This is a genomic window from Clostridium hydrogenum (assembly GCF_021432385.1).
Taxonomy (GTDB): Bacteria; Bacillota; Clostridia; order Clostridiales; family Clostridiaceae; genus Clostridium_S; species Clostridium_S hydrogenum.
In genome coordinates, this window is record NZ_JAEACT010000004.1 from 944,380 (window position 1) to 964,155 (window position 19,776).

Here is a 19,776-nt window from a genome sequence, read left to right on the forward strand (position 1 = left end):
CTCCTGACTTTATATATAGTGAAGCTGACGATTAACTTTAAATATACTACTTGCATCTCTTCTTTTTCTAATTATATCATAAATATATTTAATATAATTTACATATTTATAAATATTTAATTACAATTTCTTTTAATGCGTAAAAAATAGGATAGCAAACAAAAAATTTATGACTATGTTTTAAATAAGCGTTGATTTTGACACTTATTTAAAACATAGCCATAAATTTTTTTACTATATATTCTTATTTGAGCAAATACTTTTTCAACCCATCAATAATCATCTTGCAAGCTTCTTTACTTTGTGGCAATTCTGGACGTGAAATTGTAAATCCATGCGGTACTCCATAAAATCTTTTTGCCACTGTCTCCACACCTGCTTTTATTAACTTCTGAGCATAATCTTCTGCTTCATCCCTAAGTGAATCTATCTCGCAAGTTATAACCATTGCAGGAGGTAATTCTTTTAATTCTTCAATGCTCGCAAATACTGGAGAACAATACGGTTTTTTAGCATCTTCTTCCTCTCTATAACACTTGTCAAAGGTTGCTGCTATTTCAGGCGGAATTGCCCCTTCAACATAAAACTTTTCTGCAGCTGGTGTTGCTACATCAAGTGGAGGATAATCTAACACCTGGAATCTAAATGAAAATTCTTTTTGTGCTTTTGCCATCATACACACTACAGTTGAAATATTGGCACCAGCACTATGCCCTCCAATTGCCATGTTGTTAGGATCTATTCCAAAATTATCACTATGCGAACTTACATATTTCACAACATCATAAACGTCATTTTTATCTGTTGGAAACTTGTATTCAGGTGCAAGTCTGTAATCAATTGATATAACAGTTATATCTAATTCACTTCTAACTTTATCACAAAAGCTATCATCATGTTCTGGTTTTCCCATTACAAAACCGCCGCCATGAACATCAAAGAATACTGGTGCCATAGCTCTTTTATTTTTAGCTTTATATATAAGAACACGAGTTTTTCCATCTCTTGTTGGTATAAAAACTTCTTCTCCAATTATAGCAACATCAATTAATCTATTTGCTTTTTGTTCTCTCATGTTTTTTACCATTTCTAAAATTTTTTCATTAGAATTCATAGATAAAATCAACTCCTTCTTATGTGTATATCTTTTTAAGGATATACCATTGTGGAACTTAAAATTTATTTGTACCAAAATGCCGTCTTCTGGGTATTATGGTGCACATGAATTTTAATAGTTGAACTGGTATATCTTTTTAAATATGATTTGCAACCTCATAAGCATCCCAAATACCATACATGATATTAGAAACCTTACGTGCATCGCCTAAAAGATAAATTTCTGGAAGTTCAAATTCTAATTCCTTATATAATGAATTTTCCTCTTTGTATCCTACAGAAAGTATTACTGAATCACACTTAAGTTTTTCTATTCCATTTTCAGTTTCTATTTCAAGTTCTCCATCCTTATAAGCTTTAACTTTGGAATTTGTTTTTACTTCTATATTGTTAAATGGAACTAATCTTTCAAGCATTTCACTATTTGCAGAACATAATGGTCCATTTAATGCAAGTATTTTATGAAGTGCTTCAACTATAGTTACTTTTTTACCCTTTTTAGCAAGATCAAGTGCAAGTTCACAGCCAACTAAGCCTCCGCCAACTACAACTGTTGTATCTTTGCAGTCTTTCTTTCCTAGCAAAACCTCTGCTGCTGTAAATACTTTTTCATCATCACCAAGCGAGAATACCTTTGGAGTTGAACCTGTTGCTATTATTACAGTATCGAAATTTGCTTTTAAAATTTGCTCTTTAGTAACTTCACTGTTTAAGTGAACTTCAACCTTTAATTCTTCTAAAGTATGTGCAAACCAATTAGCTAATGCTATGTCATCTTCCTTGAAAGCTGGTGCTCCACCAGGAATAAGGTTTCCACCTAATCTATCATTCTTTTCATATAGAACTGGTTCATGTCCTCTAAGTGCTAATACTCTTGCTGCCTCACAGCCAGCTACTCCACCACCAACTATTAAAACTTTTTTCTTCTTTAATATTGGTGTAAGTGCATTATCCCTTTCCTTGCAAGCCTGTGGGTTAACAGCACAGTTAAGCATTGAATAGTGTTGAACACGTCCCATACATCCTTCTTGACAGGATATGCATGGTCTTATTGATTTACATCTATTGCTTCTTAATTTGTTAACATAGTCAGGATCTGCAAGTAATGGTCTTCCAAGACTTATCATATCGCAAGTTCCATTTTCAACAGCTTCAAGTGCCATATCTGGATTATCCATTCTTCCAGCACATATAACAGGTACTTCTACAGTTTCCTTCATTAATTTAGCATATGGTCTGTAAAGTCCTTTTTCTTGGTACATTGGCGGGTGACTCCACCACCAGGAATCATAAGATCCAACATCTGTATCCAAAGCATCATACCCATAAGATACAAGTAGTTTTGCTGCTTCAATTCCCTCTTCAACATCTCTTCCCTTTTCAACGAACTCTTCTCCTGGAAGTGCTCCATCTCTAAGATCCTTAATAAAACTCTTTGGCGAATATCTAAGTGCAACTGGGAAGTCTTGTCCACATCTATTTTTAATTTCTTCAACTATTTCACGAGCAAAACGAAGTCTATTTTCTAAACTTCCACCATATTCATCTGTTCTATGATTAAACAGAGAAATAGCAAATTGATCTATAAGGTAACCTTCATGAACAGCATGAATTTGAACTCCATCAAAGCCTGCTCTTTTTGCATTAAAAGCTCCCTCTCCAAATTTCTTAACTATAGACTTAATTTCATCTACTGTGAGTTCACGGCAAATCTTATCAAGCCATCTATGCTGAATTGGCGATGGCGCAACTGGAGGAAATTCTCCAAGATTTGTTGGAATTGTAACTCTACCAAATCCACCTGACATTTGTAAAAATACCTTTGCATTGTATGCATGTATTCTTTCTGTCATTTCTCTTGCTGTTCTAACAAATTGAACTGGGTTATGTGTAGGACATGGAACATTTGGCATACCATGTTCTTCAACCTCATTATCAACAAAAGTAACTCCTGTAATAATTAAACCTGTACCGCCTTTTGCTCTTTCAGTATAGTAATCGATTCCCCTTTGATTAAAACCACCTTCAGCATCTGCGAGTCCAAGAGGCCCCATAGGTGCTAATGCAAAACGATTTTTTATTTCACATTTTCCAATTTTAACTGGTTCAAATAACTTTTTGTACTTGTCCATAACTTACCTCCCTATTAAATATGAGCCACTATATTGTTAATAATTGTGGCTTTAATTGTATTATATTCCTTTGCATATAATCATGTCAATATTTACATGTTTGAAGTTATTGATAAAGTTCCTAATACCATAAAAACTATTTTGAAGTAGAAAGAACATCTACACTCAAATTTAAGCTTTAATAATACTGGCAATTTACTTATTGCAAAATCTAATTACGCACCATTTTATAGAAATAAATATCATTTTTCAAATTATTGAAACTTTATTTTTTCTTTATTTTTTCTATACTATATATACATTTTACTCCTTTATAATTTCACCTATAGGCGGATGTGAAAAAAGGTATTCTATATGTCTTACCATACCGCACACAAAAAAAGAATACCTATATTTTAATTAAAGGAGGACTTTTTATGCTTCAATTAAAATCAATACATAAAAATTATAAAAACCAAAATATATTAAAAAATATAAATCTAACAATTAATGATGGTGATTTTGTTACAATAATGGGTCCATCAGGAGGTGGTAAATCTACACTTCTATATATTCTTTCACTACTTGAAGCACCAACAATGGGTAAAATTTATTTTGATAATAAAGAGATAAACTTTAAAAAGCAAAAAAACCTAGAAAATATACGACAGGATAACATAGGTCTTGTATTTCAAAATTCCAATTTAATACCAGCTCTAACTCCACTTGAAAATTTACTTTTAGCTATAAATAGCAACGAAAGTGCCAAAGAAAAAATTAATAGATGTGAGGATTTACTAAAAAAAGTTGGGCTACTAGATAAACGTAATTCAAAAATTTCTTCTCTTTCTGGTGGAGAAGCTCAGCGAATATCAATAGTTCGAGCGATAGTGAACAATCCTAAAATTATTTTTTGTGACGAACCAACCGGAGCCCTTGACAGTAAAAACAGGGACAAAATTATTGAACTTCTTGTTGAGGTTAGAAAAAAACTTGCTTGTTCTCTTGTAATAGTAACTCATGATAAAAATTTAGGTGAACTTGGAAATAGGCAGTTTTTTCTTGAGGATGGTGTTTTGAATGAGCTCAATTAATTTATTTAAACTATACAACCTAAAAAAAATAACTAAGGATAAACTTATATTAATATTGACCATGTTAATAATTTTTATAACAACTGCCCTGTCTATTGCAGTTCCTACTATTTCGCAAAATATATCTAACTATGATAAGCAAAATATCAGAATTGCTAATGGTGGTGACTTATTTATTCAAGCAAATTACCCATCAAAACCTTTTAACGATGAATTATTAAAAATAAAAAATCAGCATTATAAAATTACCTACAAGGAAGACTCTAGCTGCATATTAAAAAATTTAAAAAACATAAAAATATATGGTCATCTTATAATCTCAAAAAATGATTTAAAAGATAATGAAATAATACTTTCAACGTCCCTTGCAAACAATCTTATGGTAAAGCCCTATGACAAAGTAACAGTTAATTCTAAAATTTATACCGTAAAAGCTATTGAAAATATACCAAGTGGAGTTACTAATGATGAAAGAATACTTGGTTACGCTAAAATTAAAGGTGAGCCTATAAATAAAAATTTAATTTATATAAATGGTAACACAAATGGAGAAGCTCTTAAGCAGCGCTTGGAAAGTAAGGAAAATGGTTATACTTATACTTCTATCAAAGATCAAGAAAAAGCCTTAGAAAAAAGCACTACCTCTCAAACTGCCTCTTTAGGTATATTAACCTCTATAGGCTATATGCTATCCTCTGCTGTTGTTATAAGTACCTGCATCGTAACTATTATAAAGCGTAAAAAGGATATAGCAATAATGAAGCTTCTTTCAATCAAAAATAAACCAATAAAGAATGCCTTAAGATTGGAAATGTCAATTATTGTTCTTATACCAATTATCCTTGGTGCAGCAGCTTCAGTAATACTTTCTTCATTAGTATTAAAGCTTACCTACCTCCCAGACAGCATTAGCCTTATGAACAAGTTTTTATTAATTCTTAAAGGAGTTCTTTTAAACCTGTTTATGTTTATTATATTTTTAAATTTACCTATAAATATAATAAACAGCATAACTGGCTTGCAAATACTTAAAGATAGTTTTAATAATTCAAGGATAAATAAAAAATTATTTACCTCAGCTATAATTTTAATACCAATAATGATAATTTTATATTGCTTTTATTCTGGTGAAATCTTTAATTTTATCGTTTCCGCCTTAATTATATTTATAATTCTCATGTTCTTAATGCTTACACATTTAATCATAAAGCTAATCTCAAGATTACCTTTTAAAAATAAACTTATTATGTACTCTTTGAAAGATATAAATAAAAATATTTTTTCTCTTTCATTAGTTTCTGTAAGTTTATCCATAACAATTGTAGTTATACTAACAGCTTTTTCATTAAATAACTCCATAAATGCAAGTATAGATAAATCACTAAAAAGCACTCTTCCATATAATTATTTTGTAAATGCTCACAATCACAATTTGGATAAAGTTCTTACAAAGAAAAATGGAATTAATGGCTATATAAAAGAGTATACTTCAGCTGCAAAGGTATTAAATAATAATTTAAAAAACAAATTTGTTCAACTTAGCGAAATAAAACAAAGTGACTATAAACTAAAGTTAAATATAATAAAAGGTCAGTCTTTATTTAGTAGCACAGTGGGTTGTTTAATTACTTCTAAATATCAAAGTGAAAACAAGCTTAAACTTGGGGATACACTTAAGCTTCTTATAAATAATAAAATTATTTCACTTAAAATCAAAGGTATTTACGACAATTCCGTCCTTAACAGCATAGATATATTAACATCTTACAAAGGTTTAGGAACAAGTTTCTCTTACTATATTAATTCTAAAACCAATGCAAAATGGATGGATAAAATAGGGGACTGCTCTGCTGCATATGTAGATACGCTAGGAAGTGAGTTTTCAGAGCTTATAGAAAATTACTTAAAGACCTTTAAATTTTTATCTATCATGATAATAGTATCATCAATAATCTTCAATCTAAATCTCCTAAGCCTAACTTTTATTGACGAAAGAAAGGATGAAACTATAATGCGTGCTATTGGGCTTGGTAAAAGCTTTATTTCAAAAGTTTACGTATTTAAGGGCTTATTAATGGCATTTATTTCAACAATTATATCTTACTTTTTTTATAAACTAATTTTAAACAGTATTTCAGCAATAATGAACATTAAAGCGTATGATTCCAGCTTAACTTTACTACTGACACTTGCAGTTAGCCTTGTGCTTTCTATCTTATCACTAGCTTTTCCTTTTGCGAGAATGCAAAAATATAATTCTTTTGAGTTTTTAAGAGAAAATTAAAATGTTATAATTTATTTGGGTGATATAATGAATGAAAATATATTAATTATAGATGATGACAAAGATATTGGCGATATGCTAATGAACTATTTTTCAAAAGAAGGTTATACTACTAAATACGCCTGTAATGGAAAAGAAGGGCTTCAACTGTTTAAGCAAGCTTTCTTCTCTTTAATTTTATTAGATATAATGATGCCAGAAATGGATGGCTATACTATGCTAAGAAAGCTAAGAGAGCTATCTGATGTACCAGTTATCCTTTTAACTGCTAAAGGTGAACAGATGGACAAGATTAATGGCTTTATAAAAGGCTGCGATGACTACGTTGTAAAGCCCTTTGATTTTACAGAGCTTTCTCTTAGAATATCAGTCATACTGAAACGCTCCTCTAAAAAAGCTTCTTCAAGTAGCATAATTAATATTAAAGACATAGAAATAAATTCAGAAGAATATACCGTAAAAAAAGCTGGCAAGGAAATTAATTTAACTGCAAAAGAATATGATATTTTGCATACTTTAGCTTCTAATAAAGGAAGGCTTTATTCAAGCCAAATGCTGTATGAGCTTATATGGAAAGACCCTTTTATTGAAAATGATAATACTGTAACCATGCACATAAAAAATTTAAGAGACAAACTTGGCGATTCAGTAAAAAACAGCCGCTACATCAAAACTATTTGGGGGATGGGGTATAAAATTGAAAAGGATACTTAAGCTAAGAGGCGAATTTATTCTTCTTGCATTAATCTCTTTTATTATTGCTGTTATTGTTACTATTTTCACCTTTAAATTTATATATGGCAATATTAGTTCTAAAAGTGTTTCAAATTATGCAAAGGAACAAATATTTACTACAGAAACTGCTTTAAAAAATGTAAATCTAAATAATCCGAAGGCTATACAAAATGCAATACAAAACGATACTAGTTCTCAGCTTTTCAGATTATATATAGTAACTAAAAAAGGTACTATTATTTATTCTACTACAGATGAAATTAAGGTACTTGATTTATCTAAATTTAAAACTAACAAAACAGTAGTAGCCCCCAATACCACCTACAACAAAGATTTTAAAGTATACGGCTGCAATTATTTAAAAAATGGCTGCTACTTATATTTTACTTATTCAGGACCAGGTCATAGTGATAGTTTGCCTACTATTGTTGCAGTAATATTATTTATATTCTTATTTTTTGCTTTTACTCAAAGTAGAATTGCATATATTTCAAGCATAAAAAAACATGTTAGCAAGATAGCTCATGGTGACTTATCCTGCCGTATTCCTTTAAAATATAAAAATGAACTTCGAGAACTTGCTGAGGATATCAATAACATGGGAGAAAAGCTTGAAAGAGAAGAGAGTAAAAGAAGCGAATTTTTAACCAATATATCCCACGACTTAAGAACTCCATTAACTACAATCCTTGGCTACATAGATATGATAAAAAAAGAAAAGTACTCTTCACAAGATGAATTATTAAAATACATAAATATAATGGATAAAAAAGGAATATTTTTAAAGTCAATGCTAGATGACTTTTTTGAATATTCCAAGCTCTCCTCTAAGGATGTTATATTAGAAAAAGAACAGTTAAATTTAAGTGAGCTTATAAGACAAGCTGTATTTCAAGAAACTGCTGTATTTGAAAAGGATAATTTAAAACTTACGGTTAACCTGCCTGAAACCCCCTTATATATTGAAGGAGATGCCGAACTCATCTATAGATCAGTAAATAATTTAATTAGTAATGCAAAAAAATACTCTAAAGAAAATACCGAGATTATAGTTTCAGTTTTTAATGAAAATAATTTAAGCAAGGAATTTGCAGTAATCTCAGTTTCAAACATTCCAAAAGATAATCTGACACAAACCGATGTAAGCAAATTTTTTGATAGACTTTACAAAAATAATTCTTCTAGAAATAGTGAAGGTAGTGGCCTTGGTCTTGCCATAACATCAGATATAGCTAAACTCCATGGTGGATTTTCTTATGCAAAACTGGAAAACGGCATGTTAACTTTTAATATTGTTTTAAAAATTTAAATATATAATTCTTTGTCTATGCTCCTTTTACTTTATCCCCTCCTACAATACATCAAAATATTATCTCCATTATAGACTCATAACATTACAAAACTACTACCTAAATCATTACAATTTAAACTTGATTTATTAAGTTTTTATTACATTTACTACAGTTTTATACAAAATGTTGTATAATTTATATTGGACAAACTTTTAAATTTACAATATAGAAGGTGTTTTATGGGTGATAATTTTATTTTAGTTGTAGACGACGCAGATCAAATACTTGGATTAACTCTTGGGACTGATGATTATATATCAAAATCATTTAATCGAATGTTACTTATTGCTAAATTTAAATTTCACACTACCCTCCAGTTTGATAAAAATAAAAAAAAGACTATATTAAAATGATATGGGGAGTTGGATATAAAATTGAAAGTTAAAGTACTAGGAATGCAATTAAAGTTTTTTCTCACACTTATAATTTCTCTTATACTAAGTTTTTTATTAGTTAATGTTATTAATCAGGTAGGAATTAGATTAAAGCATAATGTACAAAATTATAGATCAAGTACATATAGGTTATACGATACAACAAGGGCTCTTGATTTAGAATTAAACAATGCTTACCCAAAAACTTTAAGCACCTATGAAGGTATCTTAAAAAAATATAAAGCAAACTACTCTCAATATAAATTACACTTTATTATACTAGATGGAAACAAAATAATATATAATTCTAATAACAAAAATATAAATTTCAATTTTAACAAAGCCTATACAGCTACCATTAATAACCTCAGTGGTAATGACGTAAATGATTACTATAATTTTGCATATAAAATACCATTAGAAACTCAAAAAAAAATTATGGAAATACAACTTACTGCTGTTCCTGTAAGTTTTAAGACGGATGCATCTATAATTTCAACCTTATCAAGCACGGTTATATTTCTTATTCTAGTTATTATTCTATTTTACTTATTAACCCTACCTAGAATGAGGTATATAAATAAAATATGTACAGGCTTAGATGCCATTGCTAATGGAAACTTAGATTTTAAAATAGAAAAAAAGGGTAATGATGAGCTCTCTAGCATCGCTGAATACATAAATCATATGTCAGCTGAACTTCAAAGCAGAATAGCTAAAGAAAGGGAACTTGAGACTTCAAAGCATCAGCTTATAACAAATGTAGCCCATGATATACGTTCTCCGCTTACTAGCATTATTGGTTTTCTTGAACTCGTAAAAGAGAAAAATTATAAATCTGAAGATGAAATGAATAAGTATGTTGGAATTTCATTGAAAAAAGCCGAAACCATGAAAAACCTTACAAATGACTTATTTATGTTTACAAAATTGAATAGCAAAGACTTAAAATTTAACTTTTCCACTATTTGTTTCAATGATTTTATTTATCAACTTTTAGACGAATTTGAGCCAGATTTTGAAGAACATTTTCTTAAATTTTCTTCTGAGCTTACACCAGAAAAATTATTTATAAGTGTAGATATCAATATGTTTATGCGTGCCATACAGAACTTATTTTCTAATGCATTAAAATACAGTCTTCAGCCATCTGAAGTCAAAATCTCGCTTAAAAAAGAAAATGATGCCGCTGTTTTTTCTATAAGCAATATATGTAACAATGTAGATGAAAGCAATGTAAATATGCTTTTTGAAAGATTTTATAGAGCAGATAAATCCCGATTTAATCCTGATACTGGCTCTGGGCTTGGGCTTTCCATAGCACAAAACATTATTGAGCGACATGGAGGAAATATTAGTGTTAGATACGATAATGGCTCTATATGCTTTTCAGTAACACTTAAAACAATTAGGTTAGAGTTCAAGGAAGGTTGATTTGCCTTCCTTGTATACGGTAAATCTTAAAAACTATACATTGTCAACTGCACTAATCACTATACTTTTTAAATATCGTCCTTCTTCTTCTCTATTATTAGGCGCTTCAACAAATCCTTCTTTTACTAAATATTCATTTACAGCACCAAAGATTTGATGCCATACCTCATTCCCAGCTTCCTTTATATCCACTTTATGCCTTGCCACAGTTGAATTTAATAAATTTGCTTTAAAATTATCAAAGACATCTTTTACTATAGGAAATATACTTGTAAGTATGATATTTGATATTTCTTTAATTATTGTGGATATTTCAAAATCATAAAAAACTGGAATAGCAACAAAAAGAACATTATCTTGAGAATTCACATCAATATATTCTAATTCTATTAAAAATTTTGCCAAGTTCTTCTCTTTTTCAGATAACTGATTATATATAATTTTATCTTTTATGATACTACATATTAACTTTCCACATTCAATTGCAATTTCTTGATTCATATGATCTAAAAGCTTATTGTATGACATATTTAGTTCATTAAATTGGCTTGCCTTATCTGTACTTTTTTGAACAAGCTTAAAAAACCTAAATAAATCTTTCCTTGAACCATTTGAATCTCCAAAACTATTAAAAATAAAATCCTTGCATCTATAATTATTGCTACTGCACAATAGTTTATTACTATGTTTTTCTATTAAATCATTATCTTCATATGCAACAATAATATAATCCCTATTATCAGGCTGTATTTTCGATGCACAAAAAGTGTTTCTTTCGGAAAAAAACTCAAAAGCAGTACCATCAAAAATTTGATCACAAATAACATGATAAAGTATTCTCTTATACTCATAATTTTTTGTACATCTTAGTTTTGATACTTTTTCGTATATAACCTCCTTCATTTCTATTATTTTATCACCAATTATCTTTGCTTCATTATTTATATACTTCTCCATTTCTATTACATCTTCTTCTAAAAAAACAGGAAATTTAATTTTGTATGCATCGTCTTTACTTTCCACAGCATTAATCAATTGGATTTTATCTATAACTCTTTTAACTTTTTCCTCATCTATATTTAAGGATCTTGCTATTTCAATTTTAGATATAGAAAACGGCTCATTTTTTGCAATTAAATATAATATTTTATCTGCATATTCACTACTACATGCGTATGCTGGATTATACTTATTGTATTCACCAGTATCACCAAAAAAATAAAAATTTAGCTTTGCATTTTGCATTTTACGTCCCCCCAAAAACATCCAAATCAATTCATTTCTATATTATTATATCTAATTTTTGCTTATACTTCATTATACCCCCTTCAGCTTTTGAAGCTCCTCATCAACAATTCCCTTATCCAATCTTTCAAATAAAATCTCAAATTCTCCAATTTGTTTTCCACAAGCTAAAGCTTTATACTCAAATTTATCCACATTATACACAAGCCAGTTCTTAATTTTCTTAGAGGAAAAAGGTAGGAAAGGCTCAAGTATATTGGCCAAATTAGCGATTGCATTTAAGCAATTATAAATGCTATTTCCGCAAGCTTCTTTATCCTCTTTTACAGTTACCCATGGAGTATTTTCATCAAAATATTTGTTCACACCTCTTACAAATTCAAATACTTCATCAATAGCACTTTTTAATTCACCCTGTTCTATTTTCTTTCCAACATTAGCATACAAGCCTAAAATAGCATTTTTTAAAGTTTCGTCTTCCTTGCCAATTGGTACAAGGTTGTCAAAATACTTCTTTGCAAAAACTAGCGTTCTATTTACTAGATTACCGTATGCTCCAAGAAGCTCATTATTATTTTTCTTTAAAAATTCTCTAAAGGAGAAATCTGTGTCTCTTCTTTCTGGTGCATTTGCTATAAAAAAGTATCTTATTGCATCGGGATTATAGCTTTCAATTATATCTGGAGCCCAAACTGCCCAGTTGTTGCTAGTTGATATTTTTTGTCCTTCCAAAGTTACATATTCACTTGATATAACCTTACCAGGAAGTTTTTCAATTCCAATTCCACTTAAAAGTGCTGGAAGTATAACTGTGTGAAATGGAATATTATCTTTTCCATGAATGTAGTAGCTTATAGCATCTTTTTGCCAAAACTTTTCCCAAGCTTTATTATTTTCCTCTCCCCATTTTTTACTTACAGTTAAATATCCAAGCACGGCATCTATCCAAACATATATTTTTTTATCCTCATATCCTTCAATTGGTACATCTATTCCCCAATCTAAATTTCTTGAAATGGCTCTATCTTGAAGGCCTTCTTTTAAATATCTTTCTGTATTATTAATTGCATTCAATCTCCACCCATTTTTAACCTCTTTAAAATACTCTTCAAGTTTTTTCTGAAATTTTGAAAGTGCAAAATATAACTGTTTTCCGCTTTTCACAACGGGTTCTTCTCCGCATAACTTACATCTTCTGTTATTTAACTCTAGTGGATCTAATATTGTCTGACAAGAATCACACTGATCTCCTCTAGCCTTACTGCCACACACTGGACAAGTTCCCTCCACATATCTATCCGGCAAAAATTGATTGCAATGTTCACAATATAGCTGTTCTACTTCCTTTTCATAAATAAAACCATTTTCGTATAACTTTTTAACTATCTTTTGAATCTCTTTTTTATGGTATTCGTCATCTGTCCTTGAGTAATAATCATAAGAAAAACCTAATTTATCAAAACAATATTTAAATTCCTTATGATATTTATCTGTAATTTCACTTGGTGCTACCTTTTCATTTTTAGCTCTTATAGCAATAGGTGTTCCATGACAATCGCTTCCTGAAACATATAAAACTTCATCTCCTTTTTCTCTATAATATCTTGCAATAACATCCCCTGGTAATAATGCTGCTATGTGTCCTAAATGCAATGAACCATTTGCATATGGCCATGCTCCTCCAATTAAAATATTCATGTTATATTCCTCCCTTTATTCAGAGTACAGATTACAGAGTACTGAGTACAGTTAAGGAAAATCATCATTCTCTGTACTCTGTCATCTGTACTCTTTTTTTAATCAAAAAAGCTCCCGTTCCTAAGAAATTAATCTTAGGAACGAGAGCGTATCTCCGTGTTACCATCCTATTTCGCTTATACCTCACGATATAAACCTCTTCAAGTACGTCACAAATGAGTGATTATACCCTATCTCTTTAACGTGAGAACCCGCCGCAGCCTAGATATATGAATTTCGGTGCGGAGCTCCAAGGCCATTTTCACTTCAATATTCTTCTCTCCCTCTCACCAAATAGGAGTTCTCTGTAAAAGTGTTCTTAAAGTTACTTTCCTCTTCAAAGCATTTAAATTATAGTTGAATTATAGACTTTTATTTTATTGGTGTCAAGATTTAAGCATTACTCTTAGGCATCTAAAAAAATAATAAGTCCAAATTGATAGATAATTTCTTTAATATGCCTCAATTTAACTTGATTATATCCATAAACTTTACCGTTTGTATAATGAAGAATTTCATAAAACTCTGGATAATTCCCTACTGTTAATTCAAGAACAACTTCGGGTATTTTATCACCATCCATAGGAACCAATGCAAAATGAGTTATTTTATATATAACACCATTGTTTTTTTCCTTAACCCAAAAATCATTCAATAACATATTTTTACTATCATCTGTACTAAAAAATTCAGCCTTATTTTGTAATACTGCTTATGCTTCCGCTACTGAATTACTATTGTTATCAGCTGGCACATTGCCTGAAGTATTATTACCTACAAATTCTAACTTATAGATATACCGGCTCAACTATTTAAATTCATTTGCCTTATACCCCACTGCTACATCAAAAAATTTTTGCATTATTGGCGAAACCCATCTATCCCTATTGTACACAAGATAAATATCTCGTTTTATACCTTCTCCAGGTAATGTTCTGTAAACAAGCTCCTCTCTTTTTAGCTCTTGCTCAACTGCTTTTTTTGATATAATCGAAACCCAATCAGTTGAAACAATTGTGTGTTTTATGGCTTCTAAAGAATCTAATTGAACAACAGAACTAAATTTAATTTGTCTCTTTTCAAGCCATTTTTCTACTAGCTGCCTTGTTGATGAAGCTTTACTGTGATTCACAAAAGTTTGATTCCATAAATTTTCTTCACTTAAAATTTTATATTGAATCAGAGAATTTTTAGGAGAAAATACAACGCCAAGTTCATCCTCATATATTTTTTTATACACAAGATTTGAATCATTATTACCCATAGAGCAGATTATTCCAACATCTAGTTCATGATCTAAAAGCATCTGAACTATTGTCTTAGATGGGTTTACTGTAACTGATATTTGAAGCATTGAATACACATTTTTAATTTGCCTTAGAATATCAGGTATTAAATATGTTGAAGGTACATAGCTTGCTCCAATTTTAAGAGTTCCCTTTTTCAAATCATTAAACTCACTTACAGCTCTTTCTGCCTCATCCTTTAATTTTAATATTCTATCCGCATAGTGCATAAGTGCTTCGCCAGGTTCTGTAAGTACAATATATCCTCCATGCGTCTCAAATAATTTTACTCCAAGCATTTTCTCAAGGCTTTTCATATGAAAGGTAACTGTTGGCTGTTTTATGCCAAGTCTCTCAGCTGCGGCTGTAACCTTGTTATATTTATAAATCAATATTAATATTTCTAACTTTATAAAATTCAAAAATATCACCTCAAAAATCATTATAGAAAAAATCTATAGAAAATAATATATTTTAATATTTCTTTTAACCTTAACTTTACATATATTAAATATTTATTCAAAACACTTTTTGTAAAATTTAACTATAAGGGGAGATTAAACTATGAATGTATCTATTAATGCAATTAAAAAAACTTATAATACCGTAACTGTTTTAAATGAAATAAGCATAAACTTTGAAACTAAAGAATTTACCTCACTGCTTGGTCCTTCTGGTTGTGGTAAAACAACCTTGCTTCGAATCATAGCTGGGCTTGAAACACCAGATAGTGGAGAAATATATTTTGGCGATACATGTGTTTTTTCATCTGCTAAGAAAATAAATATTCCTTCAAACAAAAGAAAGCTTGGAATGGTTTTTCAAGACTTTGCACTTTGGCCCCATATGACCGTATTTGAAAACATTGCTTATCCATTAAAGGCAACCGGCAAAAAAGAAAAACTTAAAGAACGTGTCTATTCAGCAATAAAAACAGTACGATTAGCTGGACTTGAAAAAAGACACCCTTTTGAACTTTCTGGAGGACAACAGCAGCGAGTAGCTTTTGCAAGAGCCATAGTAAATGACCCAGAAATAATTTTATTTGATGAACCTTTAAGTGCTTTAGATGCTAATTTAAGAGATGAAATGCGTTTTGAGCTAGTTAATTTAGTAAAAAAATTAGGCATAACTGTAATTTATGTAACCCATGATCAAACAGAAGCAATGTCCATGTCAAACAAAGTTATTGTAATGAACAAAGGAGACATACTTCAAGAAGCTTCGCCAGAAACAATATACCATAAACCTTACAATAAATTTGTAGCTCAATTTGTTGGAAAATCCAATGCCATAGCTAACGGATTTATAAGGCCAGAAAACATAAGCCTTGTCGAAGAAGAAAACAGCATATTGCATAAAGGAATTGTAGAAAATGCGGCTTATCTTGGAAATTGCTACGAGCTTACAGTAAAACTCCAAGAAGGTCTTTTGTGGAAGGTGTACTCAAATAATAAAAAAAACATAGGCGAAGAAATTAAACTTTATGTAAAGAATTCAAATATTTATCTATATGAGGAGGAAAAAAATGTTTAAATTAAATAAAAAAATCATATGTTCTTTAATGCTAGTATGCATCACAGGAACTCTTATGTCTGGCTGTAGTACAAATGGCTCTAGCAGTAAAGCTTCAAAAGAACTTGTAGTCTATAGTGCTGGTCCAGATAACTTGATAAAAAAAATAACTAAAGGATTTGAAAAAAAAGAAGGCATAAATGTAAAAATATTTAGTAGTACCACCGGAAAGGTATTGAGTAGAATTAAGGCTGAAAAGGCAAACCCTGAGGCAGATGTAGCTATTCTAGCATCACTTTCCTCAGCAATTGGACTTAAAAAGGACGAAATGACAGAGGCTTACGCTAACGCTAAAAATGCAGATAAACTATTTCCCGATTGGAAAGACAAGGATAATAATTATTTTTCATATAGTGGCTCTGCCCTTGCTATAGTATACAATACGAAGCTTGTAAAAAATCCACCTAAGGATTGGGAGGATCTCACAGCTTCAACCTATAAAAACCAAATAAATGTGTCTGATCCTAGCCTATCGGGGTCATGCCTTGATTTTGTAAGTGGATATGTAAATGTTAATGCTGAAAAAGGTTGGGATTATTTTAAGGCTGTAAAGAAAAATGGTGCTCAAATGGTTGGTGCAAATAATGAAGCCTTAGATCCTGTTATCACTGGGGAAAAAAGCATTGTTTTGGCCGGAGTAGATTATATGACTTATGCAGCAAAGAAAAAAGGTGAACCTGTTGATTTAGTTTATCCTTCTAGTGGTACTGTAATTAGCCCAAGACCTGCCCTAATATTAAAAGGTGCTAAAAATAAAGGAAATGCGCAAAAATTTATAGACTATCTACTTTCTGATGAAGCTCAAAAAATGGTTGCAGCTGCATACCTTCTTCCTGGACGCAGTGATGTTAAAGTGGATGGGAAACCAAGCGCAAATGATATTAAAGCTTTAACTGTTAATTGGGACTGGATGGCTGAAAACGGCAAAGATGTAAGTAATAAATTTGGAAACATATTTAAGTAGGTTGGTGAACAAATTGAAATTAAAGCTTAACATGAAAAAAATAATTTTAATTCTAGCTATACTTATACTTTTGTTTATTGTCGTAATTCCAATTGTCCTCATTTGCGTTTACAGCATCTACAACAACGGCAGCTTTAATTTTACTTCATTTGTAAATACTATTTCTACAAATGAAGTATGTTCTACATTTATAAATACCCTTAAGCTTGGCTTTCTAGTAATTATACTTTCCAGCTTTATTGCCGTTCCAATGGCATTTATTGTTGTAAAAACTGATTTACACTTTAAAAGAGCTATTGATATTATTTTACTTATTCCATTTATGACACCACCTTATATAGAAGCAATGGGCTGGACAATTTTTATGCAGAAAAATGGCTATTTACAGCAATTACTACCCAAGCTATCCTTTTTAACGCCACGCTTTTTCACCTTAACGGGTTTGGTTATAATAATGAGCCTTCACATATTTCCTTTTATGTATTTAAGCTTAAAAAATTGTCTTATTAAAATAAATGAAAATTTAGAACAGGCTTCTTTTGCTCACGGTGCTAGTTTTTTATACACCCTTAGAAAAGTTATATTTCCTCTCATATTTTCAAGCTATGTAGTTGGTGCACTTTTAATTTTTTTAAGAACAGCTTCTGAATTTGGTGCCCCTGCAACCTTTGGGAGAAAAATTGGTTACTATGTTTTAACCACTGAAATCTATAAATATGTTTCAAATTGGCCTATTGATTTTGGCAAAGCCTCCTCTTTATCTCTCTTACTTGTTACAACTTGTCTTATACTATGGGGCTTTCAAAATTTAGTTTCATCAAGATACTCATACTCCCTAGTAGGTGGGAAAGGAGCCAAATTTCATTTATATAAATTGAGTAGACTTAGTAAATTTATTGCCTGGATATATATTTTTATTGTATTTATTTTTTCTACAGGAATACCTTTCTTTGCTGTTATCGCAACCTCACTTTTAAAGGTTAAAGGACTTGGAATTTCTGCACATAATTTCACCTTAAGCTGCTACTCCGATTTATTCTCTCCAGGTTCTGATGCCTTTAATGCTTTGATAAATACTTTTGGAATATCAATTTTAGCTAGCTGTTTAACAATGCTTATGGGTACAATTTTAGGAATTATAATAGGAAAAGGGCAAAAGGGGCTTCCATATAAATTAATTAATATTTTTAGTATACTTCCAAACACTATTCCCGGAATCGTTGTAGTTATTGGTCTAATACTATTCTTTGACACCAAATACATGCCAATTCCCATTTACAACACTTACGGTATGGTAATCCTTACTTATGTAGTTCTATTTTTACCATATACCGTTCAATATGTTGCAAACTCTTATGAACAAATGAATCATGTGCTTGAAGAAGCTGGGACAGTTTTTGGTGGAAATCACCTTTATATACTAAGAAAAATAATAATACCGATAAACTCAAAAGCAATGCTATCAGGTTTTATAATGACATTAATAGTTTCTATAAGAGAACTTGTAGCCGCTTTAATGATTTTACCTCCTGGAATGGAAAATTCAGCTTCCTTTATATATTCTCAATTTGAACAAGGGAATGAATCCTCTGGGATGGCAATGGCTGTCATAAGTATTTTCATTACAATTATTTTAATCATACTTTCAAAGCAGCTTTCCATCACAAAAAAGGAGATTTTATAGAAAATGAAACTAGCTATTATATCGGACATACATGGAAATTACGAAGCATTGAAAGCAGTACTTTTAGATATTAAAAAAAATGGAGTAAATACAGTAATTTTTTTAGGCGATTTAGTGTTAAAAGGTCCTGAGCCACAAGCTGTATTTGATGCTTTAAAAACCCTTGAGCCCCTATGCTGGCTAAAGGGCAATACTGAACTTTGGCTATCTTCTAAAAGAACTACAAGTGACACTAATTGTTCTAGTTTGAATGAAATAGATATATACAGAAAATATGCTTTAAAAAACTTATCAAGTGAAAGTATAGCCTTCTTATTAAACTGTCCAACAGAAAAAACTTTAACTTTAAAAAACCACAATATATTATGCGTTCATGGCTCTCCTAGAAGTATTGTAGAAGGCTTATCTTCAAATACAGATATAAAAACTTTAAAAACGCTAACGCAAAATTTAAAAGAGGATATTATCTTATGTGGACATACTCACATACCCTTCATAAAAAATATAGATAAAAAAACCATATTTAATCCCGGAAGTGTTGGCTGCCCATATGATGGTAAGAACAGTGCTTCTTATGGGATTATGAATATAGAAAACAGCTCAGTAAATTTTTGCACACGAAGAATAACTTACCCCTTTGAAAAAATTATACGAATTGCAAACAATAAAAATTTCCCAAATGCAAACCATTATAATCAATTAATTATAAAAGGGAAAAAAATATAGGAGGATGTGAAAAAAGGTATTCTATAGGTTGTACTATACGCACATAAATCCTTATGACC

At 30.5% G+C, this 19,776-nt stretch carries 16 protein-coding genes and 1 other annotated feature; of the genes, 10 read left to right on the plus strand and 6 right to left on the minus strand.

The features are described from left to right. Positions 1-244: 244 nt before the first annotated feature. Both CUEA01_RS22550 and CUEA01_RS22555 read right to left on the minus strand, forming a co-directional pair. On the minus strand, positions 245-1,114 hold the full coding sequence (locus CUEA01_RS22550; protein ID WP_234124454.1) for an alpha/beta hydrolase: 870 nt from the start codon (positions 1,112-1,114) through the stop codon (positions 245-247). Positions 1,115-1,253: 139 nt separating this feature from the next. Next, positions 1,254-3,248 carry an oxidoreductase gene (locus tag CUEA01_RS22555; protein ID WP_234124455.1) on the minus strand — a complete coding sequence of 665 codons (1,995 nt, stop codon included), beginning with the start codon at positions 3,246-3,248 and terminating at the stop codon, positions 1,254-1,256. Positions 3,249-3,664: 416 nt separating this feature from the next. On the opposite strand from CUEA01_RS22555, the gene CUEA01_RS22560 reads away from it, so the two are divergent. The 6 genes from CUEA01_RS22560 to CUEA01_RS22585 all read left to right on the plus strand — a co-directional run bounded on the left by CUEA01_RS22560 (position 3,665) and on the right by CUEA01_RS22585 (position 10,500). Further along, a complete protein-coding gene (locus tag CUEA01_RS22560; RefSeq protein WP_234124457.1) occupies positions 3,665-4,321 on the plus strand; it encodes an ABC transporter ATP-binding protein in 657 nt (218 codons plus the stop codon). Next, entirely contained in the window at positions 4,308-6,605 is a 2,298-nt protein-coding gene (locus CUEA01_RS22565; RefSeq protein ID WP_234124459.1) for an FtsX-like permease family protein, read from the plus strand. The genes CUEA01_RS22560 and CUEA01_RS22565 overlap by 14 nt, the downstream gene beginning before the upstream one ends. Before the next feature lie 27 nt (positions 6,606-6,632). Next, a complete protein-coding gene (locus tag CUEA01_RS22570) occupies positions 6,633-7,319 on the plus strand; it encodes a response regulator transcription factor (protein WP_234124461.1) in 687 nt (228 codons plus the stop codon). Continuing rightward, a complete protein-coding gene (locus CUEA01_RS22575; RefSeq protein WP_234124463.1) occupies positions 7,303-8,649 on the plus strand; it encodes a HAMP domain-containing sensor histidine kinase in 1,347 nt (448 codons plus the stop codon). Before CUEA01_RS22570 ends, CUEA01_RS22575 begins: the two co-directional genes overlap by 17 nt. 222 nt (positions 8,650-8,871) lie before the next feature. After that, the gene (locus CUEA01_RS22580; RefSeq protein ID WP_234124465.1) at positions 8,872-9,045 is read left to right on the plus strand and encodes a hypothetical protein; all 174 of its coding nucleotides are present in this window, start codon (positions 8,872-8,874) and stop codon (positions 9,043-9,045) included. 21 nt (positions 9,046-9,066) lie between these two features. Next, on the plus strand, positions 9,067-10,500 hold the full coding sequence (locus CUEA01_RS22585) for a sensor histidine kinase (protein ID WP_234124467.1): 1,434 nt from the start codon (positions 9,067-9,069) through the stop codon (positions 10,498-10,500). 33 nt (positions 10,501-10,533) lie between these two features. Here CUEA01_RS22585 and CUEA01_RS22590 read toward each other — a convergent pair whose 3' ends face one another. The 4 genes from CUEA01_RS22590 to CUEA01_RS22605 all read right to left on the minus strand — a co-directional run bounded on the left by CUEA01_RS22590 (position 10,534) and on the right by CUEA01_RS22605 (position 15,190). Further along, entirely contained in the window at positions 10,534-11,745 is a 1,212-nt protein-coding gene (locus tag CUEA01_RS22590; protein ID WP_234124468.1) for a hypothetical protein, read from the minus strand. 72 nt (positions 11,746-11,817) lie between these two features. Beyond that, positions 11,818-13,443, minus strand: coding sequence for a methionine--tRNA ligase (gene metG / locus CUEA01_RS22595; RefSeq protein ID WP_234124469.1), 1,626 nt, complete (start codon positions 13,441-13,443; stop codon positions 11,818-11,820). A 133-nt stretch (positions 13,444-13,576) separates the two neighbouring features. After that, positions 13,577-13,832, minus strand: a binding site (T-box leader). Positions 13,833-13,888: 56 nt separating this feature from the next. Next, positions 13,889-14,137 carry a hypothetical protein gene (locus CUEA01_RS22600; RefSeq protein WP_234124470.1) on the minus strand — a complete coding sequence of 83 codons (249 nt, stop codon included), beginning with the start codon at positions 14,135-14,137 and terminating at the stop codon, positions 13,889-13,891. A 153-nt stretch (positions 14,138-14,290) separates the two neighbouring features. Then, a complete protein-coding gene (locus CUEA01_RS22605) occupies positions 14,291-15,190 on the minus strand; it encodes a LysR family transcriptional regulator (protein WP_234124471.1) in 900 nt (299 codons plus the stop codon). 142 nt (positions 15,191-15,332) lie between these two features. Here CUEA01_RS22605 and CUEA01_RS22610 point away from each other — a divergent pair, with 142 nt between their 5' ends. From CUEA01_RS22610 to CUEA01_RS22625, 4 genes are read left to right on the plus strand one after another with little or no spacing between them, the layout of a single operon-like run. Beyond that, on the plus strand, positions 15,333-16,304 hold the full coding sequence (locus CUEA01_RS22610; RefSeq protein ID WP_234124472.1) for an ABC transporter ATP-binding protein: 972 nt from the start codon (positions 15,333-15,335) through the stop codon (positions 16,302-16,304). Next, complete coding sequence (locus CUEA01_RS22615; RefSeq protein ID WP_234124473.1) at positions 16,297-17,307, plus strand: ABC transporter substrate-binding protein; 1,011 nt, start codon at positions 16,297-16,299, stop codon at positions 17,305-17,307. Before CUEA01_RS22610 ends, CUEA01_RS22615 begins: the two co-directional genes overlap by 8 nt. Before the next feature lie 31 nt (positions 17,308-17,338). Continuing rightward, on the plus strand, positions 17,339-18,991 hold the full coding sequence (locus CUEA01_RS22620; protein ID WP_234124475.1) for an ABC transporter permease: 1,653 nt from the start codon (positions 17,339-17,341) through the stop codon (positions 18,989-18,991). A 3-nt stretch (positions 18,992-18,994) separates the two neighbouring features. Continuing rightward, positions 18,995-19,717, plus strand: coding sequence for a metallophosphoesterase family protein (locus tag CUEA01_RS22625; RefSeq protein ID WP_234124477.1), 723 nt, complete (start codon positions 18,995-18,997; stop codon positions 19,715-19,717). The last annotated feature ends 59 nt before the right edge of the window (positions 19,718-19,776 follow it).